The organism is Shewanella nanhaiensis (assembly GCF_019457885.1).
GTDB lineage: Bacteria > Pseudomonadota > Gammaproteobacteria > Enterobacterales > Shewanellaceae > Shewanella > Shewanella nanhaiensis.
In genome coordinates, this window is the sequence record NZ_JAHZST010000005.1 from 121475 (window position 1) to 145867 (window position 24393).

Annotated in this window: 21 protein-coding genes and 1 pseudogene; 13 read left to right on the forward strand and 9 right to left on the reverse strand. The window is 43.1% G+C overall.

Annotated elements, in window-relative coordinates:
* Positions 1-101: 101 nt before the first annotated feature.
* On the reverse strand, positions 102-950 hold the full coding sequence (locus tag K0625_RS08875) for a D-hexose-6-phosphate mutarotase (RefSeq protein WP_220109365.1): 849 nt from the start codon (positions 948-950) through the stop codon (positions 102-104).
* A 353-nt stretch (positions 951-1303) separates the two neighbouring features.
* On the opposite strand from K0625_RS08875, the gene K0625_RS08880 reads away from it, so the two are divergent.
* The 3 genes from K0625_RS08880 (at position 1304) to K0625_RS08890 (ending at position 4711) form a co-directional block, all read left to right on the forward strand.
* Entirely contained in the window at positions 1304-3094 is a 1791-nt protein-coding gene (locus tag K0625_RS08880; RefSeq protein WP_220109366.1) for an acyl-CoA dehydrogenase C-terminal domain-containing protein, read from the forward strand.
* 290 nt (positions 3095-3384) lie between these two features.
* Positions 3385-3909, forward strand: a complete 525-nt coding sequence (locus tag K0625_RS08885) for a YbhB/YbcL family Raf kinase inhibitor-like protein (RefSeq protein ID WP_220109367.1) — start codon at positions 3385-3387, stop codon at positions 3907-3909.
* A 22-nt stretch (positions 3910-3931) separates the two neighbouring features.
* On the forward strand, positions 3932-4711 hold the full coding sequence (locus tag K0625_RS08890; RefSeq protein ID WP_220109368.1) for a helix-turn-helix domain-containing protein: 780 nt from the start codon (positions 3932-3934) through the stop codon (positions 4709-4711).
* A 75-nt stretch (positions 4712-4786) separates the two neighbouring features.
* On the opposite strand, the gene K0625_RS08895 is transcribed toward K0625_RS08890, so the two are convergent.
* Positions 4787-5695 (reverse strand): LysR family transcriptional regulator, encoded by a 909-nt coding sequence (locus K0625_RS08895; protein WP_220109369.1) that lies wholly within the window; start codon positions 5693-5695, stop codon positions 4787-4789.
* A gap of 149 nt (positions 5696-5844) precedes the next feature.
* On the opposite strand from K0625_RS08895, the gene K0625_RS08900 reads away from it, so the two are divergent.
* The 3 genes from K0625_RS08900 (at position 5845) to K0625_RS08910 (ending at position 8818) form a co-directional block, all read left to right on the forward strand.
* Positions 5845-6531, forward strand: coding sequence for a pirin family protein (locus K0625_RS08900; RefSeq protein ID WP_220109370.1), 687 nt, complete (start codon positions 5845-5847; stop codon positions 6529-6531).
* A 191-nt stretch (positions 6532-6722) separates the two neighbouring features.
* Positions 6723-7994, forward strand: coding sequence for a hypothetical protein (locus K0625_RS08905; protein ID WP_220109371.1), 1272 nt, complete (start codon positions 6723-6725; stop codon positions 7992-7994).
* Positions 7994-8818, forward strand: a complete 825-nt coding sequence (locus K0625_RS08910; RefSeq protein ID WP_220109372.1) for a hypothetical protein — start codon at positions 7994-7996, stop codon at positions 8816-8818. The genes K0625_RS08905 and K0625_RS08910 overlap by 1 nt, the downstream gene beginning before the upstream one ends.
* Positions 8819-8888: 70 nt before the next feature.
* On the opposite strand, the gene K0625_RS08915 is transcribed toward K0625_RS08910, so the two are convergent.
* The gene (locus K0625_RS08915; RefSeq protein ID WP_220109373.1) at positions 8889-9497 is read right to left on the reverse strand and encodes a DUF938 domain-containing protein; all 609 of its coding nucleotides are present in this window, start codon (positions 9495-9497) and stop codon (positions 8889-8891) included.
* Between the two features lie 122 nt (positions 9498-9619).
* Here K0625_RS08915 and K0625_RS08920 point away from each other — a divergent pair, with 122 nt between their 5' ends.
* The 5 genes from K0625_RS08920 (at position 9620) to K0625_RS08940 (ending at position 12236) form a co-directional block, all read left to right on the forward strand.
* Positions 9620-10117: a GNAT family N-acetyltransferase gene (locus K0625_RS08920; RefSeq protein ID WP_220109374.1), complete on the forward strand. Its 498-nt coding sequence runs from the start codon at positions 9620-9622 to the stop codon at positions 10115-10117.
* 41 nt (positions 10118-10158) lie between these two features.
* Positions 10159-10626 carry an OsmC family protein gene (locus K0625_RS08925; RefSeq protein ID WP_220109375.1) on the forward strand — a complete coding sequence of 156 codons (468 nt, stop codon included), beginning with the start codon at positions 10159-10161 and terminating at the stop codon, positions 10624-10626.
* Positions 10627-10992: 366 nt separating this feature from the next.
* Positions 10993-11274, forward strand: a complete 282-nt coding sequence (locus tag K0625_RS08930) for a helix-turn-helix domain-containing protein (protein WP_220109376.1) — start codon at positions 10993-10995, stop codon at positions 11272-11274.
* A complete protein-coding gene (locus tag K0625_RS08935; RefSeq protein WP_220109377.1) occupies positions 11237-11593 on the forward strand; it encodes a hypothetical protein in 357 nt (118 codons plus the stop codon). The genes K0625_RS08930 and K0625_RS08935 overlap by 38 nt, the downstream gene beginning before the upstream one ends.
* 100 nt (positions 11594-11693) lie before the next feature.
* Positions 11694-12236, forward strand: a complete 543-nt coding sequence (locus tag K0625_RS08940) for a hypothetical protein (protein ID WP_220109378.1) — start codon at positions 11694-11696, stop codon at positions 12234-12236.
* Between the two features lie 91 nt (positions 12237-12327).
* Here K0625_RS08940 and K0625_RS08945 read toward each other — a convergent pair whose 3' ends face one another.
* From K0625_RS08945 to K0625_RS08965, 5 genes are all read right to left on the reverse strand, one after another.
* Positions 12328-12597 carry a hypothetical protein gene (locus tag K0625_RS08945; protein ID WP_012324555.1) on the reverse strand — a complete coding sequence of 90 codons (270 nt, stop codon included), beginning with the start codon at positions 12595-12597 and terminating at the stop codon, positions 12328-12330.
* 225 nt (positions 12598-12822) lie between these two features.
* Positions 12823-14880, reverse strand: coding sequence for a bifunctional 2',3'-cyclic-nucleotide 2'-phosphodiesterase/3'-nucleotidase (locus K0625_RS08950; RefSeq protein ID WP_220109379.1), 2058 nt, complete (start codon positions 14878-14880; stop codon positions 12823-12825).
* A 328-nt stretch (positions 14881-15208) separates the two neighbouring features.
* Positions 15209-17398: a M3 family metallopeptidase gene (locus tag K0625_RS08955; RefSeq protein WP_220109380.1), complete on the reverse strand. Its 2190-nt coding sequence runs from the start codon at positions 17396-17398 to the stop codon at positions 15209-15211.
* 459 nt (positions 17399-17857) lie between these two features.
* Positions 17858-19732: a YadA C-terminal domain-containing protein gene (locus tag K0625_RS08960; protein WP_220109381.1), complete on the reverse strand. Its 1875-nt coding sequence runs from the start codon at positions 19730-19732 to the stop codon at positions 17858-17860.
* A gap of 86 nt (positions 19733-19818) precedes the next feature.
* Entirely contained in the window at positions 19819-20073 is a 255-nt protein-coding gene (locus tag K0625_RS08965; RefSeq protein ID WP_220109382.1) for a hypothetical protein, read from the reverse strand.
* 910 nt (positions 20074-20983) lie between these two features.
* Between K0625_RS08965 and K0625_RS08970 the strand changes: the two genes are divergently transcribed.
* Together K0625_RS08970 and K0625_RS08975 are read left to right on the forward strand one after the other, a co-directional pair.
* Positions 20984-21601 carry a helix-turn-helix domain-containing protein gene (locus K0625_RS08970; protein WP_220109383.1) on the forward strand — a complete coding sequence of 206 codons (618 nt, stop codon included), beginning with the start codon at positions 20984-20986 and terminating at the stop codon, positions 21599-21601.
* A gap of 344 nt (positions 21602-21945) precedes the next feature.
* Positions 21946-23544, forward strand: coding sequence for a methyl-accepting chemotaxis protein (locus K0625_RS08975; protein ID WP_220109384.1), 1599 nt, complete (start codon positions 21946-21948; stop codon positions 23542-23544).
* Here the strand turns inward: K0625_RS08975 and K0625_RS08980 are convergent.
* Positions 23517-24372, reverse strand: a pseudogene (locus K0625_RS08980) (IS4 family transposase). The gene K0625_RS08975 and the pseudogene K0625_RS08980 sit on opposite strands and share 28 nt — an antisense overlap.
* Positions 24373-24393: the final 21 nt, after the last annotated feature.

Consider the following 24393-nt stretch of genomic DNA (forward strand, 5'->3'; position numbering starts at 1 on the left):
GGCTGGTATTAAGGTCAACTCCATAAAGAGCAATAAAAAAGCCAAGCTAATATTCATCAGTATAAGAATTAGCTTGGCTTTCGTTTATACCTTCAACAAAACTAACGCTTCCAACCGATCTTAGTGGTTAAGGTGTGCGACTCATCTGGGGCTAAAGTTACGGCATCATCTAGTACGTTAGCCGCTTCTAAGCAGACCATAGAGAGGTAGTCGTCACTATTGAATCGAGAGAGGCGTTGAGATTTCTCTATCCAAGGGTTCCAGAGTACAGCTGATCTACTATTTTCACGGCTAACCTCTATCACACCGTCAGGTGTCACTAGCTCCTGCAGATCACTTAGCTTGGTATAGACGCGATCAGTCTCTTTGTCGAAGGAGACCTCATCACCTTGCTGCTTAAATGGACCTTCTCCAAATTCAATGTATTGAGACCCTTCAAATCCTTTGGCCTTGAGTTTAGAGATATCCCCGATAGGGAAGTAGGTATGCAGAGCCTGCGTAAAGCTAATAGGGTAAGCAGATAAGTTTGTATTTTTGAGGGATACCGTTAAGGTGTCATTTAAGATAAAGAGCATTTCGACTCGAGTGTCGTGGGGCCAATAAAGCTTATCTTCCTCACTAATTGTCAGCGTAAACCTAAGCTCGACGCCAGAATCTTTCATCTGTACAGACTCCAGTGCCCATAATCGAGTACGAGCAAAGCCATGTTGTGGCCAGTCAGGGTTATCGTTCATGCCAAACCAGGGCCAGCAGACTGGTATTCCGCCTCTGATCCCGCTACCTGCTTGATAGTCATCTGCAGATGAGACCCAAAGTAGAGGCGCTTTTCCAGTTGGCTGGAAAAAGTCAATTTGTGCCCCTTGTAGGAAAATTCTGGCTTTACATGCCGGAGTATCAACATCGACGTACTCTAATCCGTTGGCGTGCTTTTTTGTTGTCACTGAACCCATGCTCTGTTTCCTCATTCCAAATGCTGGACTCACTTATATTGATACAAGCTCGAAATATTGAGATTGCTTGAATATGTTTGATAGTGAGTCGGAATAATAATGCAGCTAGCTTAGCTTGTTTTGCACTTTTTCATAAGAGGCACTTGTGTTCTATTTACGGTTACGCTGTTCGGGTGCGTAAACAAACTGAGAAAAGTGAAAGGTTTCAGTAACGGCTCAGTGAGATTGAGGTCAATATCTTGCGTGGACGTAAACTGCCTCTTGTAAAAGTTATTATTTAAACGCATGATTGAAACCATTGTATGAAAGGTCTGAACTTTATTAGCTGCGTATAAAAATAAAAGGATTAGGGAATGCCGACATATCAAGCACCACTTCGTGATTATCAATTTGTATTAAATGAACTACTCAATATCTATGGAGAGAGTGAGTTACAGGGATTCGATGAGATTGATGCAGATCTTGGCGATGCCATTCTTCAAGGTGTGGCAGACTTTGCTACCGAGATCATGCTACCGCTAAACAGTAGTGGTGATGTCGAAGGTTGTAAGTTGCTTGATGGTCATGTTATTGCACCTAAGGGCTTTAAGGAAGCTTACCAGCAGTATGTGGATAATGGTTGGGGTACATTGACCTGTGATCCTGAGTTTGGTGGCCAGGGACTTCCTGAAGTTATTGGTGTGTTTGCAACCGAGATGAAAACCGCCACTAACATGGCGTTTGCCATGTATCCAGGGTTAACTCATGGCGCTTATGCTGCGATACATGCACATGGAAGTGACGCATTAAAGCAGAAATATTTAGAAAAACTGGTGACAGGTGAATGGACTGGAACCATGAATCTAACTGAGTCACACGCGGGGACAGATCTGGCGCTACTGCGTACAAAAGCTGTTGATGCGGGTGAGGGATTTTTTGCTATTTCAGGTGAAAAGATATTTATCTCATCTGGTGATCATGATTTAGCCGAAAATATCATACATCTAGTGCTAGCCAGACTACCCGATGCACCGGCAGGGGTGAAAGGGATCTCTCTGTTTGCAGTGCCTAAATATCTCGTCAATGACGATGGCAGTATTGGTGATGCTAACACATTGTGTGCGACTGGGATCGAGCATAAAATGGGGATCCACGGAAACTCAACCTGTGTGATGAACTTTGATGGAGCACTCGGTGAGCTAGTGGGAGAGCCTCATCAAGGCTTACGCGCCATGTTTACCATGATGAATCAGGCAAGATTAGGAGTGGGCGTGCAAGGTCTAGGTGTCTCTGAGATCGCCTACCAAAATGCGCTTATTTATGCGAAAGACAGAATTCAAGGTCGCGGCTTAAGTGGTGTTAAAGCCCCTGAAATGGCGGCGGATCCTATTCTAGTCCATGGTGATGTTCGTCGTATGTTGATGTCTCAAAAAGCCTTCAACGAGGGCGCGAGAGCCATGATGGGCCAGCAAGCGTTATGGCTCGATAAAGCTGAGCGTCATAGCAATCCTGAAAAAGCCAAAGCGGCCTCTAAACTAGCGGCACTGTTTACCCCTATTGTGAAAGGTTTCGTGACTGACAGAGGCTTTAATGCCTGTGTCGATGCTCAACAGGTCTTTGGCGGCCATGGTTATATCCATGAGTGGGGAATGGAGCAGTTTGTACGTGATATTCGCATCGCCATGATCTATGAAGGAACAAATGGCGTACAGGCACTGGATCTGGTTGGCCGTAAGATACTGTCAGATAAAGGAGCTGCGCTGATGAGTTGGTCTGGGCTGGTTAAGCAGTTTATCGGTGAGAACATGGGCAATGATCAGATGAAGCCCTATATTGCTGGTTTGATGGATGCCTCTGGTGATCTTGAGAAAGCCACTCAGTTTATCGCGACTAATGCGGAACAGAATCCTGATATTCTTGGCGCTGCTTCAATGCCATATATGCAGATATTAGGGATCACAGCCTTGGCTTGGATGTGGGCACGTATCGCTTCAACGGCAATCGTAGCGCTCGAGAACGGTACAACTGAGCTTGAGTTTTACCAAGGTAAGTTAAAAACCGCCAAGTTTTATATGAACTATTGGGCGGTGCAAACCAGAAGTTTACGTAAACAGATAGAGGCGAGTAGTGAACAGTTAACTCAATTTAATGAGGCTGATTTTTAACGATTAGCTAGTTACTGCTCAGACTCGGTCTGACATCTTATCTAATTGATCTGCGGAGCTTGTGTCTCTGCAGATCAGCTTTTCTCAGCGTATAGATTAACAGCACTAAAGATTGTTTTATCTCTTACCGTTAAACCGTCAATTGCATTAACTCTCCCCATCATCTCCATTTAAAATTCATACTTAAAAACTCATTAATTAAGTGTATTTTGATTATTTGAACTTTTATGTAAACTTAAACGGTCATTTTTCTCTTACCATTGTGTCAGTTTACTAACAGGAGTCCCTATATGAAACTTAAAACATTAATCATTCTTTTGGCGGGTGTGGCATCATTTTCAAGTCAGGCATTAGAGATCAGTAGTAAAGATATTCATGAAGGTCAGCTGATGAGATCTAAATTTGAGTTCTCAGGAATGGGTTGCAGTGGGGGAAATGTATCGCCTCAGCTTTCGTGGTCTAATGCGCCAAAGGGGACCAAAAGCTTTGCCATTACAGTGTTTGATCCCGACGCGCCAACTGGCAGTGGCTGGTGGCATTGGACGGTATTGAATTTACCAGCAAGTACAACTCACTTAGAGCGAGGCGCTAAAATCACTAAAGGCCTTGAAACTCGCACCGATTTCGGTAAACCAGGTTTTGGTGGGGCGTGTCCGCCAGAGGGTGATGGTATGCACAGGTATCAGTTTACGGTCTGGGCTTTGCCACAAGAGAAAATAGACCTTCCTGCCGATATCTCTCCTGCAGTTGTTGGTTTTACTCTTAACAGTATGGCCCTAGATAAGGCTGTACTGACGGCAACGTTCGTCCGTTAAAGTAGGGATATTCGGGGATAAGATGGCTAAGTTAATCAGCGTGCACGCTTTTAAAAGCTCGCAACCTCAAGCATTAAGAGATGTTCCCATCTATATCCCCAGTATTGTAGTTGTGCAAGCGGGTGCTAAGCTGCTGAGTTGGCAAAGTGATACGTTAACGTTCGAGAAGGGAACCTGGCTGTTTGCTCATGCTGAACAATCGCTTACTTTTATTAATCACCCCGCTAACTTTGCATTTCGTTCAATTCAGATCTGTTTCTTATCGCCTCCTTCCTTAGCGATTATGGCGTCGATCGCTGCCAAGAGGGGAAGACATTTAACCAAATCACCTAAAGTGGCCTCTAGTACAAAACTTGATTTTGCTTTGAAACAGCTACTTGCTATGCAAGAGCTGGACTTTACTGAGCAAACTCAGCAGCACTACCTCGATGCCTTCTATCAAATACTGTTAGAAGCTGGGTTACTGCAGCTGCTTTTCCCTGGGGCAGATCTTTCAATGCGAGAGAGGGTATGTCGCTTTTTGAGTAATGAGCCAGCTAAGGCTCATTCCATTGATGAACTTTGTACACACTTAGGCCAGAGTCGATCGACGTTAACACGACGCTTAGCAGATGAGAGTACCAGTTACCGTGAGCTCTTAAGTGAGACTCGTATGCTCCATGCGCTCAGCTTGATGCAGGCCAGACCCTACAAGCAGTTAGAGCTGGCATTGGCCTGCGGTTATCAGTCTGAAACCCGCTTTGGTCAACGTTTTCTCAAGCAGTTTGGACTCACTCCTAAACAGTATATGAAAACGCTTTAAGCCAGTTTTTCTGCAATTTCTCTATATCGTTATTAACTATGTTTTTTGCTTGGCTAATTATGAATTAAACTATAGTCATTTATTCTTTTTAGAGAGAATCGGATCGTTTTTTATTGTCTTTTCCATAAAGTCTAAGAAATATTTTGTTTTTAAAGGCATATAATTATTTGCTGGATATACAGCATTGATAGGGTAACGCTTATAATAATCTTTGAGAATATGAGTTAGTTTTCCTGACGAAATATAAGAGGTAACTAACCAGCTTGGCATTAATGCTATTCCAGCATCTGCTAATAGCATCTCCATTAATCCAAATCCATTATCGCATTGGAAATTTCCAGTGATCTGTACTGAGGCATCTGATTTTTGATTGGAGAAATTCCATACTGTACCTTTGGGCGATAAGCTGTATACAAGGCAGTTGTGTTGTTTTAGTTCTCTTGGATGGTTTGGAGTGGAGTAATTTTGAAGGTAAGTTGGTGAGGCGACAATAATAAGATCATCATAACCTAACTGTTTAGCGATCATTGAAGAGTCTTTTAAATCGCCTAAACGAATAGCAAGATCAATACCTTCTTCGACGAGATGTAACATTTTTTCATTGAATATCAAATCTAAATGAATATTAGGATAGGTATCCAAAAATGTTGAAATGACGGGGGCTATATAGAGACCACCGAACATGGTAGGGACTGTTACTCGTAGTTTTCCTTTAGGTGTTGCGGTCATAGAGCGAGCCTCTGATTCTGCTTCCTCTATCTCACTTAAAATATTTACCACTCTCTCATAATAACTCTGGCCTGTTTCGGTTAACTTGTGAGCTCTACTTCCTCTCACCAACAGATGAGATCCTAATTCTGATTCTAAAGCCGCAACTCTTTTGCTGATGGTTGCTTGATTTGTATTTAGTTCTTTGGCTACGGCAGAGAAGCTGCCAGTTTCAACGACTCGAATAAAAGATCGCATAGCAATAAGTGTATCCATAACTATTCCTTTTAGGCATAGAAAGTATGCATATCTGCCTAGATTTAATCCTTAAAGCCATAGTTTATACTCTAATTAAGGTTGGAAAAAGGTTAAAACAGAACCTTTAACTAAATAAAAAATATCAATTTTTAAACAAAGGATACAAAGTGGACTGTCAAGCTTTACGTATTATTCATCGTGAAAATCTTCCTGTTGGAGGCTTCGCCGGTATCGTAGAAACTCGTATGGTGATGAATCCAGACATTTGGGCAGAAGCTGCTCAAAATAATGAAATTAGTCACGGTTTAGGTGATTTTATTTATCTTGCTAGTGGTTATTTTAAGCCGAATGAAGGTGTGCCCATCCACCCCCATAATGATGTTGATATTGTCAGTGTTATTTTGAGCGGCTCAGTTGGTCATAAAGGAAGCTTAGGAGATGGCACTGTCATAGAGGGGCCGGGTGTTCAGGTTCAGCGTGCAGGAACTGGAATGAGGCATTCTGAATTTAGTTTAAGTCAGAGAAAAGCAGAGATTATACAGGTTTGGTTTCGTCCTCCAGAACAGAAGTTAACACCAAAATATCAGAATTTTGAGCTTAAGCGAGGGAAGCTAACGACCGTTTTAGGTGGAGAAAATGATGAAAGCTTTAATAGTAATATGCTATGTCGAGTTGGATTTGTTTCTCCAAGTCAAACTATAGAGTGTGATACATCTTTTGTTGCCATGATCATAAAGGGCACGGCTGAGGCGAATGGTATTGCACTTAAAGAGGGAGATCTTTTTGAGGGGGAGGAGTTAATGCTTTCTTCAAATGAGGGCTTTGGACTCATCCTCATTACAGGGAGTGAATAACATTCATTTCTATAAATAATAAAGATGATTTTTTAATAGTTCTAAGATTAAATAATTGTCTAAGGTTTATTATTAAATAACGTCCGCATCATTAACTAATGCTATTTAATATATTTCATGCTTGGTGCTTATATTTTGTTATAGGTAATTATTGCTTGATTACCTTCTTAACTAACTAATAGGGAATGTTTATGAACATAGTTAGAGTATTGTTGAAAAATATAATGGTTGTCATATCATCTTATGCCGTGAGTTTTATTGTTTATGCAGGAGCACTTCCTTCATCTGCCACTATTCTTGAGTTTGCAGAGAAAGATATTCTTTTTGTAGCAGACTCCGATGCGAGTCAGATAGTGGCGTATAAGCTACCACCTCAACAAGCTGCAAAAACCTCCTCTAGTTATAATCTCGAGGGAATAGGTACAAAAATAGCTAAACAGCTTAGTGTTGGTGAACGTTCGATTAGTTATCACGACATTGCAGTTCATCCTGTTAGCAAGGAAGTTTATATCTCTCTTTCTGTATTAAAGGAAAATAAAACTGTGCCACTCATTATGAGTGTTAATCAGTCGGGGAATTTAACCGAAATTAATTTGAAGTCTTTAGACCATAGTGTCAAAAAATTAGTTAACACTGCTACAGATACCGTGAAATTCTGGCGTGATATTCCTGCTACAACACTGGCAATTACAGACTTAGACTATATTAATGGCAACTTATATGTATCTAGTTTATCTACTGGTGAGTTTGCCTCTACTTTACGTAAGGTCTCATACCCATTTGATAAATCGACAACTATCTCAAGTATTGAGATCTATCATGCGGTTCACGATCAAACAGAAACGAGAGCACCTATTCGTGCTATGGCTGTGTTGGAGATCGGCGGCGTTGAAACCGTTGTTGCTGCTTATACATGTACACCCTTAGTGACAATTCCTACTAGTGCTTTAGATAACGGTGCTCATGTAAAAGGTAAAACGATAGCTGAATTAGGTTATGGTAATACGCCGTTGGATGTTATTTACTTTTCAGCTTTGAACAATGAGCAAAAAAAGGAAGAGTTTGTACTTGTTATTCATAAAGAGCGTAGCGCAGATCTGATACGTGTTGCAGATTTAGTGGAAGCAAATAAACAGGAGGGATTATCGACACCAGAGATGTGGGCTAAAGCCGGGGTTGTCACGCGTCCTGTTCCACTTGCTGGAGTATTACAAGCAGCAGATCAAGATGAGCAGTTTATTGCGACTTTAAAGAGAAATTTAATAACAGGGGATATTGACTTAGTTTCATTCCGTAAAGGCGCATATTTTCGTTTAAATGACTTTATTAGTGAATATAACTTTCCCGATTACCAGTATGTACCAGAGCAAGATATGTTTCGTAACTACCAAAATCTGTTGAAAACAGACTCAGATTACGGTGATTTGATACGTCAACAGCAGGCTCAAAAGGAAAAGAGATAGTGAATGCTTTATCACTGAGCTTGGTACTTTGGATGTTGTTTAATGTTTCAATAGCGCAGGCTTCAACCTGTGAAATAGAGAGTGAACAACTACAAATTTCAGCTGTTTACCCAACAGCTGAAACATTACCTGAAAATCTCTTACGTTTTTATGTATATTTTTCTAGGCCGATGTTACGTGAAGATATACTAAAATCCATTTATCTAGCTAATGAAAAAGGGGAAAAGCTTGAAGGCGTTTTTCTTGAAAATAGATTTAACCTTTGGAGTCCAGATAGCACGCGATTAACTTTACTTTTTGATCCTGGACGAGTCAAAACGGGGTTGGTTGCATACAATGAGATGGGGCATGCACTCACTCCTGGGAGTGAGTACCAATTAATCATAGATAAATCTGTTATGAGTGTTGCTGGCTGTACTCTTGAACGTCAATTTATCAAGGAGTTTAACGCAACAAAAGCTAACTATGAATTGCCTGATATAGAGCAGTGGAGCCTAAGCCAGCCTATTGCAGGCACTCATGATGCGCTAAATGTTACGCTCAATGGCAGCATGGACCATGTGTCTTTAGCTTATCGCTTAAGAGTAAAAGACAGAGAGGGCGAGGTCATTTCAGGAAGTATAGCTCTCTCTAAACAGGAAACAATGTGGATTTTTGTGCCAGAAAAACCATGGAGGAAACGTCCATATAGGCTGGTCGTCGATCCTATGTTGGAAGATATTTCTGGAAACCGGATCACAGGTTTATTTGAACAGCCTTTGTTGATGAGTGGCAAAGCTGAGCTAAAGAACTGGATTAAGATAGACATACAATCAGCTTTATAGCACCAAGGAAAATCACTCTTGAAATAAACTTATCGATGCTAACTGCTATAGAGTTGTCTAGTAACTGCGTTTATAGCTTAACAAAATGAAGCAAGCGATTATTGGCTGGCATGGTGTGGTCGGCCATTAGCTTTAGATCTTGCTCTTTTGCAAGTTGAACAATCCACTCAATATCGCGTATCGCACTTTGAGGGTTTTGCTCTGCGAGCCAGATATCGAACATGGCATTACTTTCACTGGTGTAGTTTCCTCCATAATTAAATGGCCCGTAGATGCAGAGTTGTCCTTGGGGCTGTAAATGCTCTCCGACGCCGTTAAAAAAGGCTTCTACCATCTCTTTAGACATGATATGCAGCGTGTTGGCAGTAAACATAGCATCGAAATTAACCTGTTTTGATAGTGGCCAAGTTTGGGTCACATCGAGTGTTAATGGTTGTCGTAAATTCATTAGCTGTACTTGAGCTAATCTCATCTCTATCCCTTCAAGATAGCCCTGTTGATCACTGGTTTGCCAAATAAGATGTGGCAGATGTTGAGCAAAGTGGACGGCGTGCTGCGCAGTGCCAGTGCCTATCTCCAGCAGGTGTCTTGAGTTTAAAAATAGCGGCCTTATCACATCAAGGATAGGGGCTTTATTGTTTTCACAAGCTTGAGAAAAGGGGAGTTGATTTATGTTCATTCTATTACGCCCAATGAATAGGAAAACTTATACTGATTGGTATTAGTCATAGTTAATTTGATACTGTATCTTGTTCTTTCTATTCAAAGAAGGGAAGGATAAGAGTTTATGGAGAGTTGGATATGAAACTTATCAGTGTAAGTGAGGAGCATGTTCACCAGATGATGCTCTGGTTTGATGATAAAGACTCACTGTATTCTTGGGCTGGTCCTGGTTTTCGCTATCCATTTACCTATGATAGCTTCATTGAAGATCTTAATCTGGACACGTTAACATCATTCTCTTTGGTAAATGACACTGGCGAGCTTGTCGGATTTGGTCAGTGTTACCGCCGTAATGGCAAATGTCACCTAGGACGCCTCGTTATTGCCCCCCATTTTCGAGGGCAAACTTGTCAGATAACAGGGTTGATAGAGATGAAAGTGAGTCATTACCTGATCTTGACTTTAAGTGAGTTAGGGTGTGAAGCGTTAGGGATCCCTCTTGTCACAGGTTCAGTCTCTTTGTTTGTGTTAAATCATAATCTTCCAGCCCTTAATCTCTATCTGTCGTTAGGTTTTATTGAGAGCCAATACCCTGAAGCTATCCCGATTGATAACTGCCTCTATATGGTGAAGTGATTTTAATTTTAGTGAGACTTGCTAAAACATAAGGAGTATTAATGTCTGAGTATCTTGCCATCATCAATTGGAAGCGAGCCGCTGATGAGTCCTTTATTGATAATGAATATAGCCGAGGTCATCAGTGGTCTTTTGACGGTGGAGTCGAGATTTCAGCTTCCTCTTCACCTCATATTGTTCCTTTGCCGTTTTCTGTGGAGGCTAATGTTGATCCAGAGGAGGCATTTGTCGCTTCACTCTCAAGTTGTCATATGTTGTTCTTTTTGGGGATTGCGGCAAAAAGGCGTTGGGTAGTTGATGCGTATCATGATAATGCTGTGGGAGTAATGGAGCTGGATGAAAGTGGGAAAATGGCGATGACTAAGGTACTGCTTAGGCCCAAAGTGACGTTTTCAGGAGAAAAGCAACCAAGCTTGGCTCAACTTGAAAAAGTGCATCATCAATCCCATGAGCAGTGCTTTATTGCGAACTCAGTAAAAACTGAGGTGGTCACTGAAATCGTATTTTAGCGAGAGAAAGTTGATGCTAGGCGGGGGATAAAGGGTCAACACTTTAAAAGTAAGTCGAGTACTGGCCTACTCGACCTAACCTGAGTTGTAAATGATGACAAGCTCTTAGGCTAGTTTCATGATTCTACATTCAAAAAACAGCAAAATAATTGGTGGCAGATTCACTACTTGTGCTCGCTCCCTAGGCGTTTTTTCGTTTGTACATTTTGGTTTGACACTGCACAAGTCAACTCAAGATTTAACATTAACAAACTATCTGTCTAAAAAATTAGACTAAAACTGTCTGTAGTGTTAAAAATATGTTCTCCCTACTTAAGGGAAAAGCTGTATATCTTTTTATCAACGGCCAGTGGAAAAAAGGAATTTATGTTCACAACACCAGAGATAGTCAAATCGCTTCGGTTGTCACAAGGATACAGTGTCACTGAACTGGCAAGTAAGATGGGGTGTAGCCGACAAACCATATATAACTGGGAGGATGGGGTCTCTGAACCTAAACTGTCTCAGTTTTTGCATTTATGTGTGATTGTGGGGCTTAACCCGAACAATTTACTTCCCAAAATACCTTCAAAAATGAGTAAAATACAGTTCACAGACAAGGAGTTTCAAGATGATAATCAGCAATCCTCCACTGATTTCACAAAGTAGTCAGCTAAAATCAATATCCTCAAGTGAAGTAGAGATCACACCGAATACTACTGGGGGGGATGTTCAGCCACCACCAAAAATTCAAGCAGGTGGACTGATGATCACACCAAATACGACAGGGGGAGATGTTCAGCCACCACCAAAAATTCAAGCAGGTGGACTGATGATCACACCAAATACAACTGGGGGCGATATTCAGCCACCACCAAAAGCTCATAGTGATGAGACGGTTACCTATTCTCGAGGCGTTTCAGGACTTAGCTCTTCTGACGTTGATAAAATATCAGGTGGCCATACCCCAATATCCGTTAATGTGTGATATTCAGTTAGGTTTAAGCAGTGAAGGTTAACGTATTTAACACTTTTGTTTTAATTGTGTTTTTACTGGTTGAAGTTAGGAATAGGATGTTTCCAGACTTATGTTAGAGTATTTTTCACTGCTTAACCGCATTGAATGGGCCATTATTATCATAGCTTTTGCTGTGAGTGCCCAATCTGCTAATATCCGTTGGTTGACGGGTACACTGATTGTTTTAAAGACAATAGATGTGTTAATCATTGGGGTAATTATAAAGTGGGGAGGTTTTTATTACCTTGCAATCTCACTTTTTGATGTTGTTATTATTGCTATGATATTGAATCGGCAGAAAACGGCCTCCAAAATTGCTAACCTTAATATTCCTATTCTGAGTCGACTTGCATTAGGCTCTGCCCAATATTATAAACTGACAAGTAATGAGATCTGTTTAATTTTACTGTATCTAGCCTCTATTGTGATTAACCTACTCTCTTTGATTGAGCGTTTAGTTCGTAATTACACTGAGTTTGAGCCTATGTTTATCTATAACAACTATCCAATGGCTAAGTTTGTACTTACTGTTTTAAGCGTACTTATTTTATGTTCTCTTGCGATAAATGGCGCAAACAATCTCTATCGGGACAGGAAAGGACAAAAATTATAATTTAATGGCGAAGCATGAGTTGGTTACTAATGGGAAAATTTTCAACGTAAACCAACTCATTCAAAGGTGAGCATTTTGCTAATGTATATGGCTAGCTTTCAGCTTTTCCTGCTTCTTTGGCTTTCTTAATATCAAAATTATCCAGTAGAAGAAGGTTGTCGGCTAAGGCTGATTTGAGCTTAGTTGCGGGAGGCGTTTTTTTATCACGACTTAATGACTCCCTTCGCGTCACAGATTCTAATAGTGCTTCAAGCTTTTCGGGGGATTCAAGCTCGAGATCCGGAAGCTTTTTACTGCTAGCGTCATTATAAAGTTTAAACTCATTCTTTAAGTGCTCTTGAGCCTCTTTGATTCTATTCATCTGCGCTTCTCCATTTAAAATAAATGTCATCTAATTAAGCTAGTTCATAAGATGGGTTTACGCAAATTATTGAATTTCTCAATATTAAAATGAATTCATCGCTCTTTTGGTTTAATTGTATGATCTAGTTTGGTTAGAAAAAGACCCTTTTGATGCCAAAAGGGCCTTTGTTAGTCAAAACCGACTAGGTTAGGCTTAAATGAGACAGCCTTGTAGTATGTTTACCTACTTAGTCACTGGTGTGGTTAGGTCAATATTGTAGATGGCAAAGCCAAACTCATCGGTTAAATCTGTGCGTTTAGTTAATGGGCGAACTTGGTTATCGATAACAAATTTATCAGCAAGTTCGCTGTCTTGGGTTTCAAAGCGGATATCTAACTGAGTGGCAGTATCGATCGTCACAAAGTCCCAGTTATTGTCAGCAGAGGGATCCACTTCTCCATTGGTCTCTGTTTCATCTGTGATGTACTGAGCTAGAGCTTCACGATTACTGTCTGGCAACTCCATGATGACGTAGTCTGATCCCGTACCTGCAAACTTACCACCAAATGCGCGGTAGTTATTGGTTGCGACGATAAACTCTTTCTTAGCTAATTCATCACCGGTGAATACCGTATCACCTTGGGTATAAGCCAAGTCAACAATGCGGTTTGCATCTTCATTGACAAGCTTACAATCCCCATCGAACTTAGTGGGTTGAGTGACATCTATTTTGTAAGTCACACCATCGATAACATCGAAGTTGTAAGTTCGGTGTGTGTCCCAGTTAATTAGGTTTTGTGGTGTCGAGATGCTTGGATCAATCTGATTAAACTGGTTTGCACTGCACTCCAACCAATCTTTTAGCTCTGCGCCAGTAAGTTTAACGGCAACCATAGTATTTGGATAGAGATAAAGATCGGCGGCATTCTTATAGGTCAGATCTCCTGCTGGTACTTGCACGTAGGAGTCTGCGTCAGCAGCGGTGCTGTGACGTCCGCCAGCTTTAAATGGAGCAGCCGCAGAAAGCACCGGAATATCTTTTAATGCGTCGGTTAGGTTAGCTTTGACTTTAGCTATCTGTGCATCAGAGACAATCTGCACTGTTGGATCATCCTGCACTAAGGTCAGGAAGCTATACATATCAGCAGAGGCTCTACCAATAGGCTGATCTACGTAGCTAAGTGTGCCTTGGTGCTCAAGCGCTACAGCGTCACGAATACCATTATCGGCAGTGACGAGTTCAGGCTGTTCTGCATTTTTATCATATATCGGTGATGCTTTAGCTGAGCGGTCGATGACAACCCAAGCGCCGTTTTGCATCTCGAGTTTAAGATCGACAATACCTAAGTTATCACCCCAACGACCAGGCATTACCGCTGCCACACCGTTGATTGTTCCTTTCTCTAAGTCAGCGTTTTCCAATCCTTCAAAGGTAGCTGATGGGAACACTGAGTGGCTGTGGCCAAAGGTGATGGCGTCAATCCCCTCCACCAATGAGAGTGCATAAGTGGCATTTTCATCGTTAACATCAACCGGATTTGATGGCGTGCCGACACCTGAGTGAGGAATGGCAACAATCACATCCGCACCTTCAGCTTTCATCATAGGGATGAACTTTTCTGCGGCTTCAACAATCCCAAGTACAGTTACTTTGCCTGAAAGGTTTTGTTTATCCCAAAGTAGAATTTGTGGAGGAACAAAGCCGATATAACCAATTTTGACGGTTTGTTGATCGCCATTGCTGTCGATAACAGTTTTCTCTTCGATGATGTAAGGGGTGAAGAGGTTGTCGCCCTTGGCTTTACCTTCCCAGCAGTCAGCTTCACATAATACGTTAGCATTGATATAGGGGAAGTTTGCACCAGCTAGGGCTTCCTCTAAGAAATCTAGCCCGTAGTTGAACTCGTGGTTACCAATATTACCTACAGAGTAGCCTAAGGTGTTCATCGCTTTATAGGCGGGGTGAGTACCACCTATGGTGTTATCGCGTTTGAAGTTGTCGGCAACGTAATCCCCCATTGGGCTACCTTGCAGCAGATCACCATTATCAACTAAAACGAAGTTGCTAACCTCAGCGCCTTGCTGTTTGATCAGGCTAGCGGTTCTTGCCAAGCCTATGGTTGGATCATATTTTGTTTTGTAATAATCATAATCCATGATGTTAGTGTGTAGATCTGAGGTTTCAAGAATTCGAAGGTCAACCTGTACGGCTGATACCTCTTCATTGTTATCATCTGAACCACAGGCAACTAATCCTAGTGTGGATGCTATCACTACCGCTAAAACTTTTTTATTAAACATATCCATCGTTCTCTTGTATTTAGACCCCGAGAGAGTGCTATTGCAACTTTCTCATTTAGCTGATGGTTACTCTCTGTTAACGTTACTCAGCTTGATGGATTATATAGAGATCCAATGGCTTTTATGTGACATGAGGTAGGCTTGTTGTGATGATATCTCTGAATTAACTCTTACCTGCTTAAAATGTGAACTTGGTGTTTTACATGATGTTTTGTTTGTTAACGCTATGATCGTTTTGCTAATAAAAGGCTCACGGTAATTGAGATAAAAGACAGGCATAAAAAAACACGGCATCAGCCGTGCTTTTTACTTTCATTAGCTTTTTGGTTTACTTATTCAGTAAGCCACGGCTGCGAAGGAGTGGATCAATACCTGCTTCTTTGCCGCGAAACTCTTTATAGAGTTTCATCGGATCTTCACTTCCACCTTGTGAAAGCACTGTATTTCTGAATGCATCGGCAGTGGCTTTATCAAAAATACCATTTTCTTTAAAGGCTTCAAATGCATCCGCACCTAAGATATCAGACCACAGGTAACTGTAGTAACCAGCTGAATATCCACCAGAGAAGATATGAGCAAAGTAAGTACTGCGGTAGCGTGGTGCAATCTCACTGATTAGGCCCATCTTGTTTAGAGAATCAGCTTCAAATTTAGCCGCATCTTTTGGCGTGAAGTCTGTGATGGTGTGCCAATCTAAATCAAGTTTAGTTGCTGCCATATATTCAACAGTAGCAAAGCCTTGGTTGAATTTACTCGCGGCTTGGATCTTTTTAACCAACTCTTGAGGAATAACTTCACCTGTTTTGTAGTGCTTAGCAAACTGAGCTAGCACTTCTGGTTGTGTCATCCAGTTTTCCATCACTTGTGATGGGAATTCAACATAATCACGTGGTACAGAAGTACCAGCCTGTGAGCGGTACTTCACATCAGACAGAATACCGTGAAGTGCATGACCAAACTCATGGAAGAGTGTGCTTGCTTCATCGAAGGTGAGTAGCGAAGGCTCATCACCGATTGGGCTAGGATAGTTCAATACGTTAACGATGATCGGCATAGAGTTGACACCATTCATATCGTATTGCTTGCGGTAAGAGTTCATCCAAGCGCCACCACGTTTGCTATCACGAACGTAGTAATCGCCTAAAAAGATCGCCATGAGTGAGCCATCTTTGTCATACACTTCCCAAGTGCGTACATCTTTATTGTACTTAGGTAGATCTGTGCGCTCTTTTACCGTGATACCAAATAAACGGTTAGCCGTGTAGAACACACCTTTAAGGGTATTTTCTAATGAGAAGTAAGGGCGAGTTTGCTGCTCGTTGAAGCTATATTTAGCCACGCGGATCTTATCGGCATAATAGTCCCAGTCCCAGGCTGCTAGTTTAAAGTTTCCACCTTGCTCATCGATTAGCTCCTGCATAACGGCAACTTCAGCTTCAGCTTGACCCAATGCAGCAGGCCATACCTTGTTTAGCAACTCATAGACATTTTCAGGCGTTTTAGCTGTGCGCTCTTCAAGTACTAAATGTGCGTGTGTTTTGTAACCTAGCAGCTGAGCACGCTCTGCACGCAAGGCTGCCATCTTAGCCAAGATTTTCTTATTATCATTGGCGTTATCATTGTTAGCACGTTCGATGTAGCCTTTGTAGAGTTTTTCACGAAGCTGACGGTTATCTGCGTAGGTTAAAAATGGCGTAATTGACGGGCGTGATGTGGTAAATACCCATTTGCCTTCATGTCCACGTTTAGTGGCAGTTTGCGCTGCAGTGCTGATAACATCACTCGGTAGTCCAGCTAGATCCGCTTCATTGTCGATAACGAGTTCGAATGCGTTGGTCTCTGCCAACAAGTTATCACCAAACTCTAGGCTTAGTTTGCCAATCTGCTCATTTAGGGCGCGTAGCGTTGATTTATCCGCTTCGTTTAAGTTTGCACCACCGCGAGTGAATGATTTATAGGTATCTTCAAGTAGTTTGGCTTGGGCAGTATTAAGGTTAAGTCCCTTACGCTGCTCATAAACGGCTTTCACTCTCTTGAATAGTTTATCATTGAGTAAAACATCATCGCCGGCAGCTGAAAGCATAGGCGACACCTCTTTAGAGATGGCTTGAAGCTCATCATTAGTGTCTGCACCGGTTAGGTTATAGAAAACACTGGCAACTTTAGTCGTTAAGTTTCCAGAAAACTCCATCGCTTCAATGGTATTTGCAAAAGTAGGCGCCGCAGGGTTATCGATGATGGCCTGAATTTCAGCCTTATGCTGTGCAATACCTGCTTTAAATGCGGGCAGGTAATGCTCGGGTTTAATTTTATCGAAATCTGGAATACCAAAATAGGTGTCATATGGCTTAAAGAATGGATTAGAAGCATTATTTTCAATTATTTGCGCTGCTAGTACATTGGGTGCGATTTGTGTTTCAGTACTGGTATCTTTGCTTATATTTGAAGCACCACATGCACTAAGAGCTAATGCTAAAGCGACTGCTGATACGATTGGTTTGAGGGTTAATCCCTTCATATTTATATCCCCGATTATGCTTGTTTTAATTCTCGTCAATTTAATTACGCTAACGTTAACCTCTTTAAGTACCACGGATAAAGGTGTTAAATCTATTAAAAAACGGTGTTATTTGTAACAAATGGTGCGGTTAGCCTATTTTTATACATTTAACAGCCTCATTTATGGCTGGAGTCAGGTAGCATTCACTATTTCGAATGCGCCATTTAATCTGGCGTAGAGTCAACCCAAGTTACTCGACTTTTAACGGGGATAATTTGTTAGCCAAGTGCCGCAGTACGCCTGTTCTAGGCAGGTTAATCTTGATAGCCAATGACTGGCGAAGTTAAAAGATAAAGCTTGTACTCACCAACAGATACAGTATCCTTTTGAATCTAATGGGCAAGTATTGACCTCTTCGCTGATGAAAATGTTTCAAATATGGCTCTCGTAAGAGCCATAGGCTGAACTATTCTCTAGTTAGAAGATGTACTGAACACCCGCACCACCTGACACATCAGTCTGTGTACCCGTAGTGACGTTGAATGTCGCTGACATTGACCAGTTAGCATCGAATGAGTGGGCGACTCCCATGGCTGCTGAACCTTCACTGCCCGCGAAACCGTAACCAAAGCCAATGGCTGTTTGACCAGCACCTTGTAGCAGGGGACGCGCGTTGGTGATTGCGTGCATCGAAGCCTGTACACCATCGATACGAGTATCTAAGCGGTCAACGTGGCCATATAGGTCGTTAATACTTAGCGTGTTGAAGTCAATCTGCTCCTTGTTAGCCGCGATGGCAGAGGTGTTTTTACCAATGTTGCTGGTGTTCTCGCCGATTGCATCTGTATTGTCGCCAATCAGGCCAGTGTTGTTATCGATAGCATCTGTGTTGTCGCCAATCAGACCAGTGTTCTTATCGATAGCATCTGTGTTGTCGCCAATCAGGCCAGTGTTCTTATCGATAGCATCTGCGTTGTCGTCGATTCCTTGGTTCACTTCTTCGAAGCCGTCGCGAACGTCATCGACAATATCTACTAAGCCTTGGTCAACTGGGTCTGTGCCAATAGGCTGGTTACCAATCGGATCTTTAACATCGTCACCGATTGGGTCAACACCTAGATCTGGTTGTCCCGGGTCTTTGATGTCGCCTTGCCCTGGGTCAACATCGATGATGTCGTCATGAAGTGGTGGACGGTCACTAACGATTGGGCGAACCTGCATGTCGTCCTCGATTGGGCGAACCTGCATGTCATCATCAGGGTTGGTGATGTCGATGATTGGGTCTACACCAATTGGTGAGTCTGCAACTGGGTCATGGCCAATTGGTGAGTCAGCTACTGGGTCGTGGCCAATTGGTGCGTCAACTACTGGGTCGTGGCCAATTGGTGAATCTGCAACTGGGTCGTGACCGATTGGACCACTTGGTTCAGGGTCAACACCAATTGGATCATCAGATACTGGGTCTGTGCCAATGTCACCAACTGGCTCAAGACCTATTGGACCCTCTGGCGGCATAGGACGCACCTGCATGTCATCTTCAATTGGACGCACTTGCATGTCATCTTCAATCGGTCGTACCTGCATGTCATCTTCGACAGGGTCAACTGTAATTGGATCTTCAACTGGTAAACCATTGTCTGGCTGGATTGGTCGAACCTGCATGTCGTCATCAGGGTTAGTAATGTCGTCAAAGATTGGATCAACACCCATTTCGTTATCAACAGGGTCAGTACCCATATCATCAGATGGCAGTGGGCGAACTGTCATGTCATCTTCAACAGGGTCAGTGCTCATGTCATCTTCAACAGGGTCTAGACCGTCGAAGATTGGGTCAACACCAATTGGTGACTCAACAGGTAAGCCCACAACTGGCTCCAGGGGACGCACGCTCATGTCATCATCAACAGGGTGCAGGTCGAAAACATCTTCAACGATTGGGTCTAAGTCACCGTCGTTGTCTTCAAATGATGGCATCTCAGGTACTAAGTTCTCACCATGATCACCAACAGGGTTGAGGCCAATTGGCAACTGGTCAACAGGGTCTAGGCCAATGTCACCCTCAAGAACTGGGCGGCCTTGCATGTCGTCAGGTAATGGACGCACTTGCATGTCATCCGGCAGTGGACGAACTTGCATTTCATCTGGCTGCGGGCGAACCTGCATGTCATCTTCGATTGGGTTAAGCCCATTGAAAACTGGGTCAATAGTGATGTCACTCACTGGCTCTAGGCCAATCTCACCTACTGGGTTGGTGCTCATGCCGCCTTTTACTGGCTCTAGGCCAATCTGCTCTGCCATTGCTGGTACTGATAGTAGTGCTGCTACTGATACTGCTAAAACTGTCTTTTTCATTGCTATGTTCCATCTATTAATGTCGGCATTATGCCGTGGGTTCCCCGCAGGGGAGTTCTGTTAAAGTCATTCGTTAAAGTCGTTCGCTATAGTCGGTCAGCTAAACGTCTGCACTTGCTTATTGTCATCTTGTGACGGTAGCGCTGCTTACGGTCCTCTTTGTAGACGAGGAAGCCATCACCAATGTGGTCACGTGTTACTTCTCGTGTTTCACGTTCCAACTTGAGCGCGCGTAGTGGCATGCTTGCAATGCGTAGCTTGGTCGCACACACTGTGTACTTAGCTGCGAAGTCAGCGGCTACCCGTTCGTCTAAACCAGCATTTGCTCGTTCACACGCCATGATTGAAATTCCGCCTAGTACCAGGATTAGTACTGCTGAATTGAATCGTTTTGACATCACTCGTCCTCTTCATCTGTTTCGAATTGTTTCGCGTCATCGCCGCCAGTCTCGATGTTGGTTAGCGCTGTTACTGATGCCGCTGAAATAAGCGGTACTGTTAATGATTCCTTCATGGAACTTACTCTCTGTTTGTGTTTATTGGGCTGTCTACGCCCGAGAGGAACCTTACTGTCTGTCTTTTTAGGCCATCGCTATTTGCATAGCAGGCACAGTGTACTTGTCTGCGTTAGTGTCGTTAGCTACAGTTGTTAGCATTTTAGCTAATGCGCTGGTAATTAGTGTCGCTGTTATTTTGTGTCGTGAAATAGCCATGTTTCGACCTCTGTTATTGGTACTTATTCTGCTTTGAATTGTGCGTTCGGGCGTATTTATAGGACAACACCATCATCGCCGTCTTGGTTCTCAAAGTTAAGCATTTGTAACTTATGAATCACCACTAAGCACCCTTGCTAATTTCTAGGTAAACAGTAACACTGTATTTGCGGTGAAAGCAAATAAAAAATCGAGTGTTGCGAAATTCGACGTTTTGTACTCTTTGTGCCCACTTTGGAAGAAAGTGCATCTACATGCCGCTTGCAACATGCGACACTCTCAAAAGATATGGCATAGAGTGTCTGAGATAGTCGCGGTACCTAGCTCTTCTTGAGGCTGGATTTGCACGCAACCTGTACAGACTGGACTCCTTTTCTCAGTGCCAATGGGTGGCTGAGATTGCTATCCTACGACCGACCAAATCGCAAGCAAAATATTACTGACCTGTACACGAGTACATATAGCTGCGCATTAATTTGACGCCTAAACAGTGCCCCTGTTATAGTGAATAATAGAGTTAATAATTATGGCGGAACAAATGGCGTACAATGAAGATACCCAGAAGGCGGTTCGACGGGTTTGGGATGAGTTCAAGAGTGAGACAGGGACGAGCCAAGCAAAAGCGGCCAAAGCCCTCGGCATTAACCAGTCGGCGTTAAGTCAGTATCTAAGAGGGGAGATCCCCCTTAATACAGACTTCTTGGCTAAGTTTGCAAAACTAACAAAGTCCGACTTAGACTCCTTGGGAATAACTCCCGCCACCGTAGGGGCGATGCCGCTAGAACTAAGGTACACGCTGTCAGGGCGTAGGCTACGTGACACCAGTGCGCTGGTACCCTCGCCGACCTCATTTGAGGGCTGTTTCGGGATAGTAGTCGATTACGACGATTTCGCCCTACCAAGAGACAGCATTATGATTGTCGATGAGACAACAACAATCAAAGAATATGACTCGGTTATCCTAGTCTCACGCGATGACCGAATGATCAACGGCACCATCAGGTACACCCCAGATGGATGGGAGGTTCTTGAGCCTCACGCAAGAGGGGCGCGGCGCTTCGTTGTGGGAGGAGACGACACTATTTACAGATTAGGGGGCGCGTTCCTACCCGAAAGGCATGGGCGGACTTTCGAGCAAAAACCTGCACGGGGTTAGTACTCCGTTTTTTGGGTTAGCGTTTAAGTGGTAATCCTGCTAGTGGTGCTAGTCCTTATACTATTATCTCTGTTGCCTATCAAAACGAAATATGAATAAATGGCGCTAGCAAAAAGTTAGTGCCATTTTCTTCTTAAGCTATAAACTGCCTGCTTCAGTAGATGGAACCACTATATTTCTACTCCTTAGTGCTTCAACCTTCTTTTTCACCTTCATTATCTATTCTCGGGTTATAGAGTCTGCTGATTTTAGCCTAACTGCATTTTCGTGATAGTAATCAATACTTTATTTGTTAATATCTGTAAGAGTGACGTACGTTATTTTACGCGATAAGACTGATAACAATGCGAAACAACCAACCCGTGACTCAAACGGAAAAGACTCTAACCGATAATTGTATTTTACTGTCGACCACCAATCTTGACGGTAATATTAAGTATGCCAATGAGAGCTTTACCAAGGTTAGTGGCTACAGTTTTGATGAGTTACAAGGTCAACCTCACAACATGGTGCGGCACCCTGATATGCCAGAGGCTGCCTTTCAGTCACTTTGGGAGCGTATTAAACAAGGGAAACCTTGGGTTGGTATTGTTAAGAATCGCACCAAGTCAGGCGATCACTACTGGGTTAATGCATACATAGCCCCTGTGTATGAAAATGGCAAAATCCACGAGTATCAGTCGGTACGCCGTAAGGCTACACCGGAGCAAATCCAGCGCGCAGAAGCGATTTACCAGCAGGTAAAAGCGGGAAAGCAACCAAAAGCGCTACGCAACCCACTTCTAGGCTTTGGGGCAAAGTTGTATGCTTGGCTGCTGTCGATGTTAGTGATGGCGGTTATTTTAGCGAGTTATTCACCGATAGCTGCGGTGATACTACTTAGCCTAGTTGGCGCGATTGGCTTGCACCGTATCTTGAAACCATTCAACCAATTAGTGACACAAGCTAAAAATACTGTTGATGATCCTCTCGCTAAAGGTGTATTTACCGGCCGGCAAGATGAATTAGGCACAATAAGTTTTGCGCTGCAGTTCTTACTTACAGAAACTGGTGGCGTGATAGGCCGAATGGCGGATTCAGCTGGCTCAATCGAGTCTCTTAGCGCGAGTTTAAACGATACCATCCACAATACACGACAGCGTGCCGACAGCCAGAGTATGCAAACCAGCCAAGCGGCCACCGCGATGGAAGAGATGAGCGCTAGCTTTGCTGAAGTGAGTAATAATATTCACAGCGCGGCGAGAGAGATGTCGGTGAGTAACCTTTCTGCAGAAAAGGGCCATCAACTGCTTGAACGGGTGATTGAGTCCATTACCAAACTCAAAGATGAGGTGGGTAACTTTGCTTCAGTCGTCGCTTCAATCGAACAAGATAGCCAAGATATCAATAAGGTTTTAGAGGTGAACCGTGGCATTGCAGAACAAACAAATCTGTTAGCACTTAACGCTGCGATTGAAGCGGCTAGGGCGGGAGAGTCGGGTCGAGGCTTTGCGGTGGTTGCCGATGAAGTGCGTCAACTTTCTAGCCGTACCAGTGAGTCTACCTCTCATATCGAAGCTATTGTTGCTAAGTTCCGCGAAAGTACCGTTATGGCAGCTAAGACCATGGAGGCCGGTCAACGCAGTGCTGAGCAATCGGTAGACTTGGCTAAGCAGGTAGATGAGTCATTTGAGGCACTACGTCACTCAATTATTAAGATGAATACTATGAGTGATGAAAATGCTTGTGCTATGACCCAGCAAACGACCGTCGCCAACGATATCAGCCACTCAATTCAAGTGATCAGTGAGCTCGCAATTGAGAGTCTTGAACAGACACAAGATGCAGCAGAGCGTGGTCAGCAAGTGTCTCGTTTATCGACTAAAACCCATAGTTTATCTAAGCAGTTCTGGGAGCAGAGCGCTGTAGGATCCCCTCATAATTCTGCTCCCCAGCATCCGTGAGACCTTGATAAGTCTGATAATTGCCTCATCGATTCCAGGAGGTCTTTATCGGACATTTTGTAATACCTCCTTCGCCTTAGTAACTCTTTTCCCATTCTTACTACGGATAGCACACTACGATTTTTTACTGTGTTAGCTTGAAATTGGCTCTGTAATTTATTTGTCAGCCCAAACAGTCCTACCCACCAAAATGCGAGCTGAACAAGCAAAGCAATGAGTAGCAAGATATCCATTCTAGCCGCACTTCTTGTACGGCTGTGACGTAGGCTAAACCCGTAGGCAGGGCTTTTTAAATCCCGAAATGTCTCCTCTATCTGCATACGTTTACGATAGATATTGACCAATTTATTAGGCGGCATTGCTTCCATCGTCAGGTTGGTAACCAGTGCCCAGGGTTCTTTGGCTGTTCGTTCATAGGTCCATTGAGCCGTATGATGACAGTCGGTTGTCGTACTTCTTTGCCCTTTTCGCCCTTTCGCGCGCTCTTTAAAAAGTACCAGCTCGCATAGCAACGGTTTTTTAACCGATAGCGCAACCAACTAATACTGTGGGCATGGTGTTATTGCAAATCAACCATTTGGCATGCCACTGATAGACAGCAACTCTTTCCCTGTGCAGATGATGGTTACCAAGCAACCTATCCATACGCTTAATGGAGTGTTTAGTGTGTGTCGCACTGTTATTGATATGCCGACCTAATGAAGTCAAAGTCAGCTCATCTGAATCGACGAGTGCTTGGCAAGCAAGCATGAGAGAGTTGAGACGCTTTAGGTGAATTTCAGGACAGTGTTCATACAGAGATTGATGTAGGATAGACAGCACTTGCACCTTGAGCTCCTGAGTTTGATG

Excerpts from the sequence above, each read along its gene's own strand:
- K0625_RS08875 (WP_220109365.1), bottom strand. The coding sequence starts at position 950 with ATGGGTTCAGTGACAACAAAAAAGCACGCCAACGGATTAGAGTACGTC.
- K0625_RS08880 (WP_220109366.1), top strand. The coding sequence starts at position 1,304 with ATGCCGACATATCAAGCACCACTTCGTGATTATCAATTTGTATTAAAT.
- K0625_RS08885 (WP_220109367.1), top strand. The coding sequence starts at position 3,385 with ATGAAACTTAAAACATTAATCATTCTTTTGGCGGGTGTGGCATCATTT.
- K0625_RS08890 (WP_220109368.1), top strand. The coding sequence starts at position 3,932 with ATGGCTAAGTTAATCAGCGTGCACGCTTTTAAAAGCTCGCAACCTCAA.
- K0625_RS08895 (WP_220109369.1), bottom strand. The coding sequence starts at position 5,695 with ATGGATACACTTATTGCTATGCGATCTTTTATTCGAGTCGTTGAAACT.
- K0625_RS08905 (WP_220109371.1), top strand. The coding sequence starts at position 6,723 with ATGAACATAGTTAGAGTATTGTTGAAAAATATAATGGTTGTCATATCA.
- K0625_RS08915 (WP_220109373.1), bottom strand. The coding sequence starts at position 9,497 with ATGAACATAAATCAACTCCCCTTTTCTCAAGCTTGTGAAAACAATAAA.
- K0625_RS08920 (WP_220109374.1), top strand. The coding sequence starts at position 9,620 with ATGAAACTTATCAGTGTAAGTGAGGAGCATGTTCACCAGATGATGCTC.
- K0625_RS08925 (WP_220109375.1), top strand. The coding sequence starts at position 10,159 with ATGTCTGAGTATCTTGCCATCATCAATTGGAAGCGAGCCGCTGATGAG.
- K0625_RS08930 (WP_220109376.1), top strand. The coding sequence starts at position 10,993 with ATGTTCACAACACCAGAGATAGTCAAATCGCTTCGGTTGTCACAAGGA.
- K0625_RS08935 (WP_220109377.1), top strand. The coding sequence starts at position 11,237 with ATGATAATCAGCAATCCTCCACTGATTTCACAAAGTAGTCAGCTAAAA.
- K0625_RS08940 (WP_220109378.1), top strand. The coding sequence starts at position 11,694 with ATGTTAGAGTATTTTTCACTGCTTAACCGCATTGAATGGGCCATTATT.
- K0625_RS08945 (WP_012324555.1), bottom strand. The coding sequence starts at position 12,597 with ATGAATAGAATCAAAGAGGCTCAAGAGCACTTAAAGAATGAGTTTAAA.
- K0625_RS08950 (WP_220109379.1), bottom strand. The coding sequence starts at position 14,880 with ATGTTTAATAAAAAAGTTTTAGCGGTAGTGATAGCATCCACACTAGGA.
- K0625_RS08955 (WP_220109380.1), bottom strand. The coding sequence starts at position 17,398 with ATGAAGGGATTAACCCTCAAACCAATCGTATCAGCAGTCGCTTTAGCA.
- K0625_RS08960 (WP_220109381.1), bottom strand. The coding sequence starts at position 19,732 with ATGAAAAAGACAGTTTTAGCAGTATCAGTAGCAGCACTACTATCAGTA.
- K0625_RS08965 (WP_220109382.1), bottom strand. The coding sequence starts at position 20,073 with ATGGCGTGTGAACGAGCAAATGCTGGTTTAGACGAACGGGTAGCCGCT.
- K0625_RS08970 (WP_220109383.1), top strand. The coding sequence starts at position 20,984 with ATGGCGTACAATGAAGATACCCAGAAGGCGGTTCGACGGGTTTGGGAT.
- K0625_RS08975 (WP_220109384.1), top strand. The coding sequence starts at position 21,946 with ATGCGAAACAACCAACCCGTGACTCAAACGGAAAAGACTCTAACCGAT.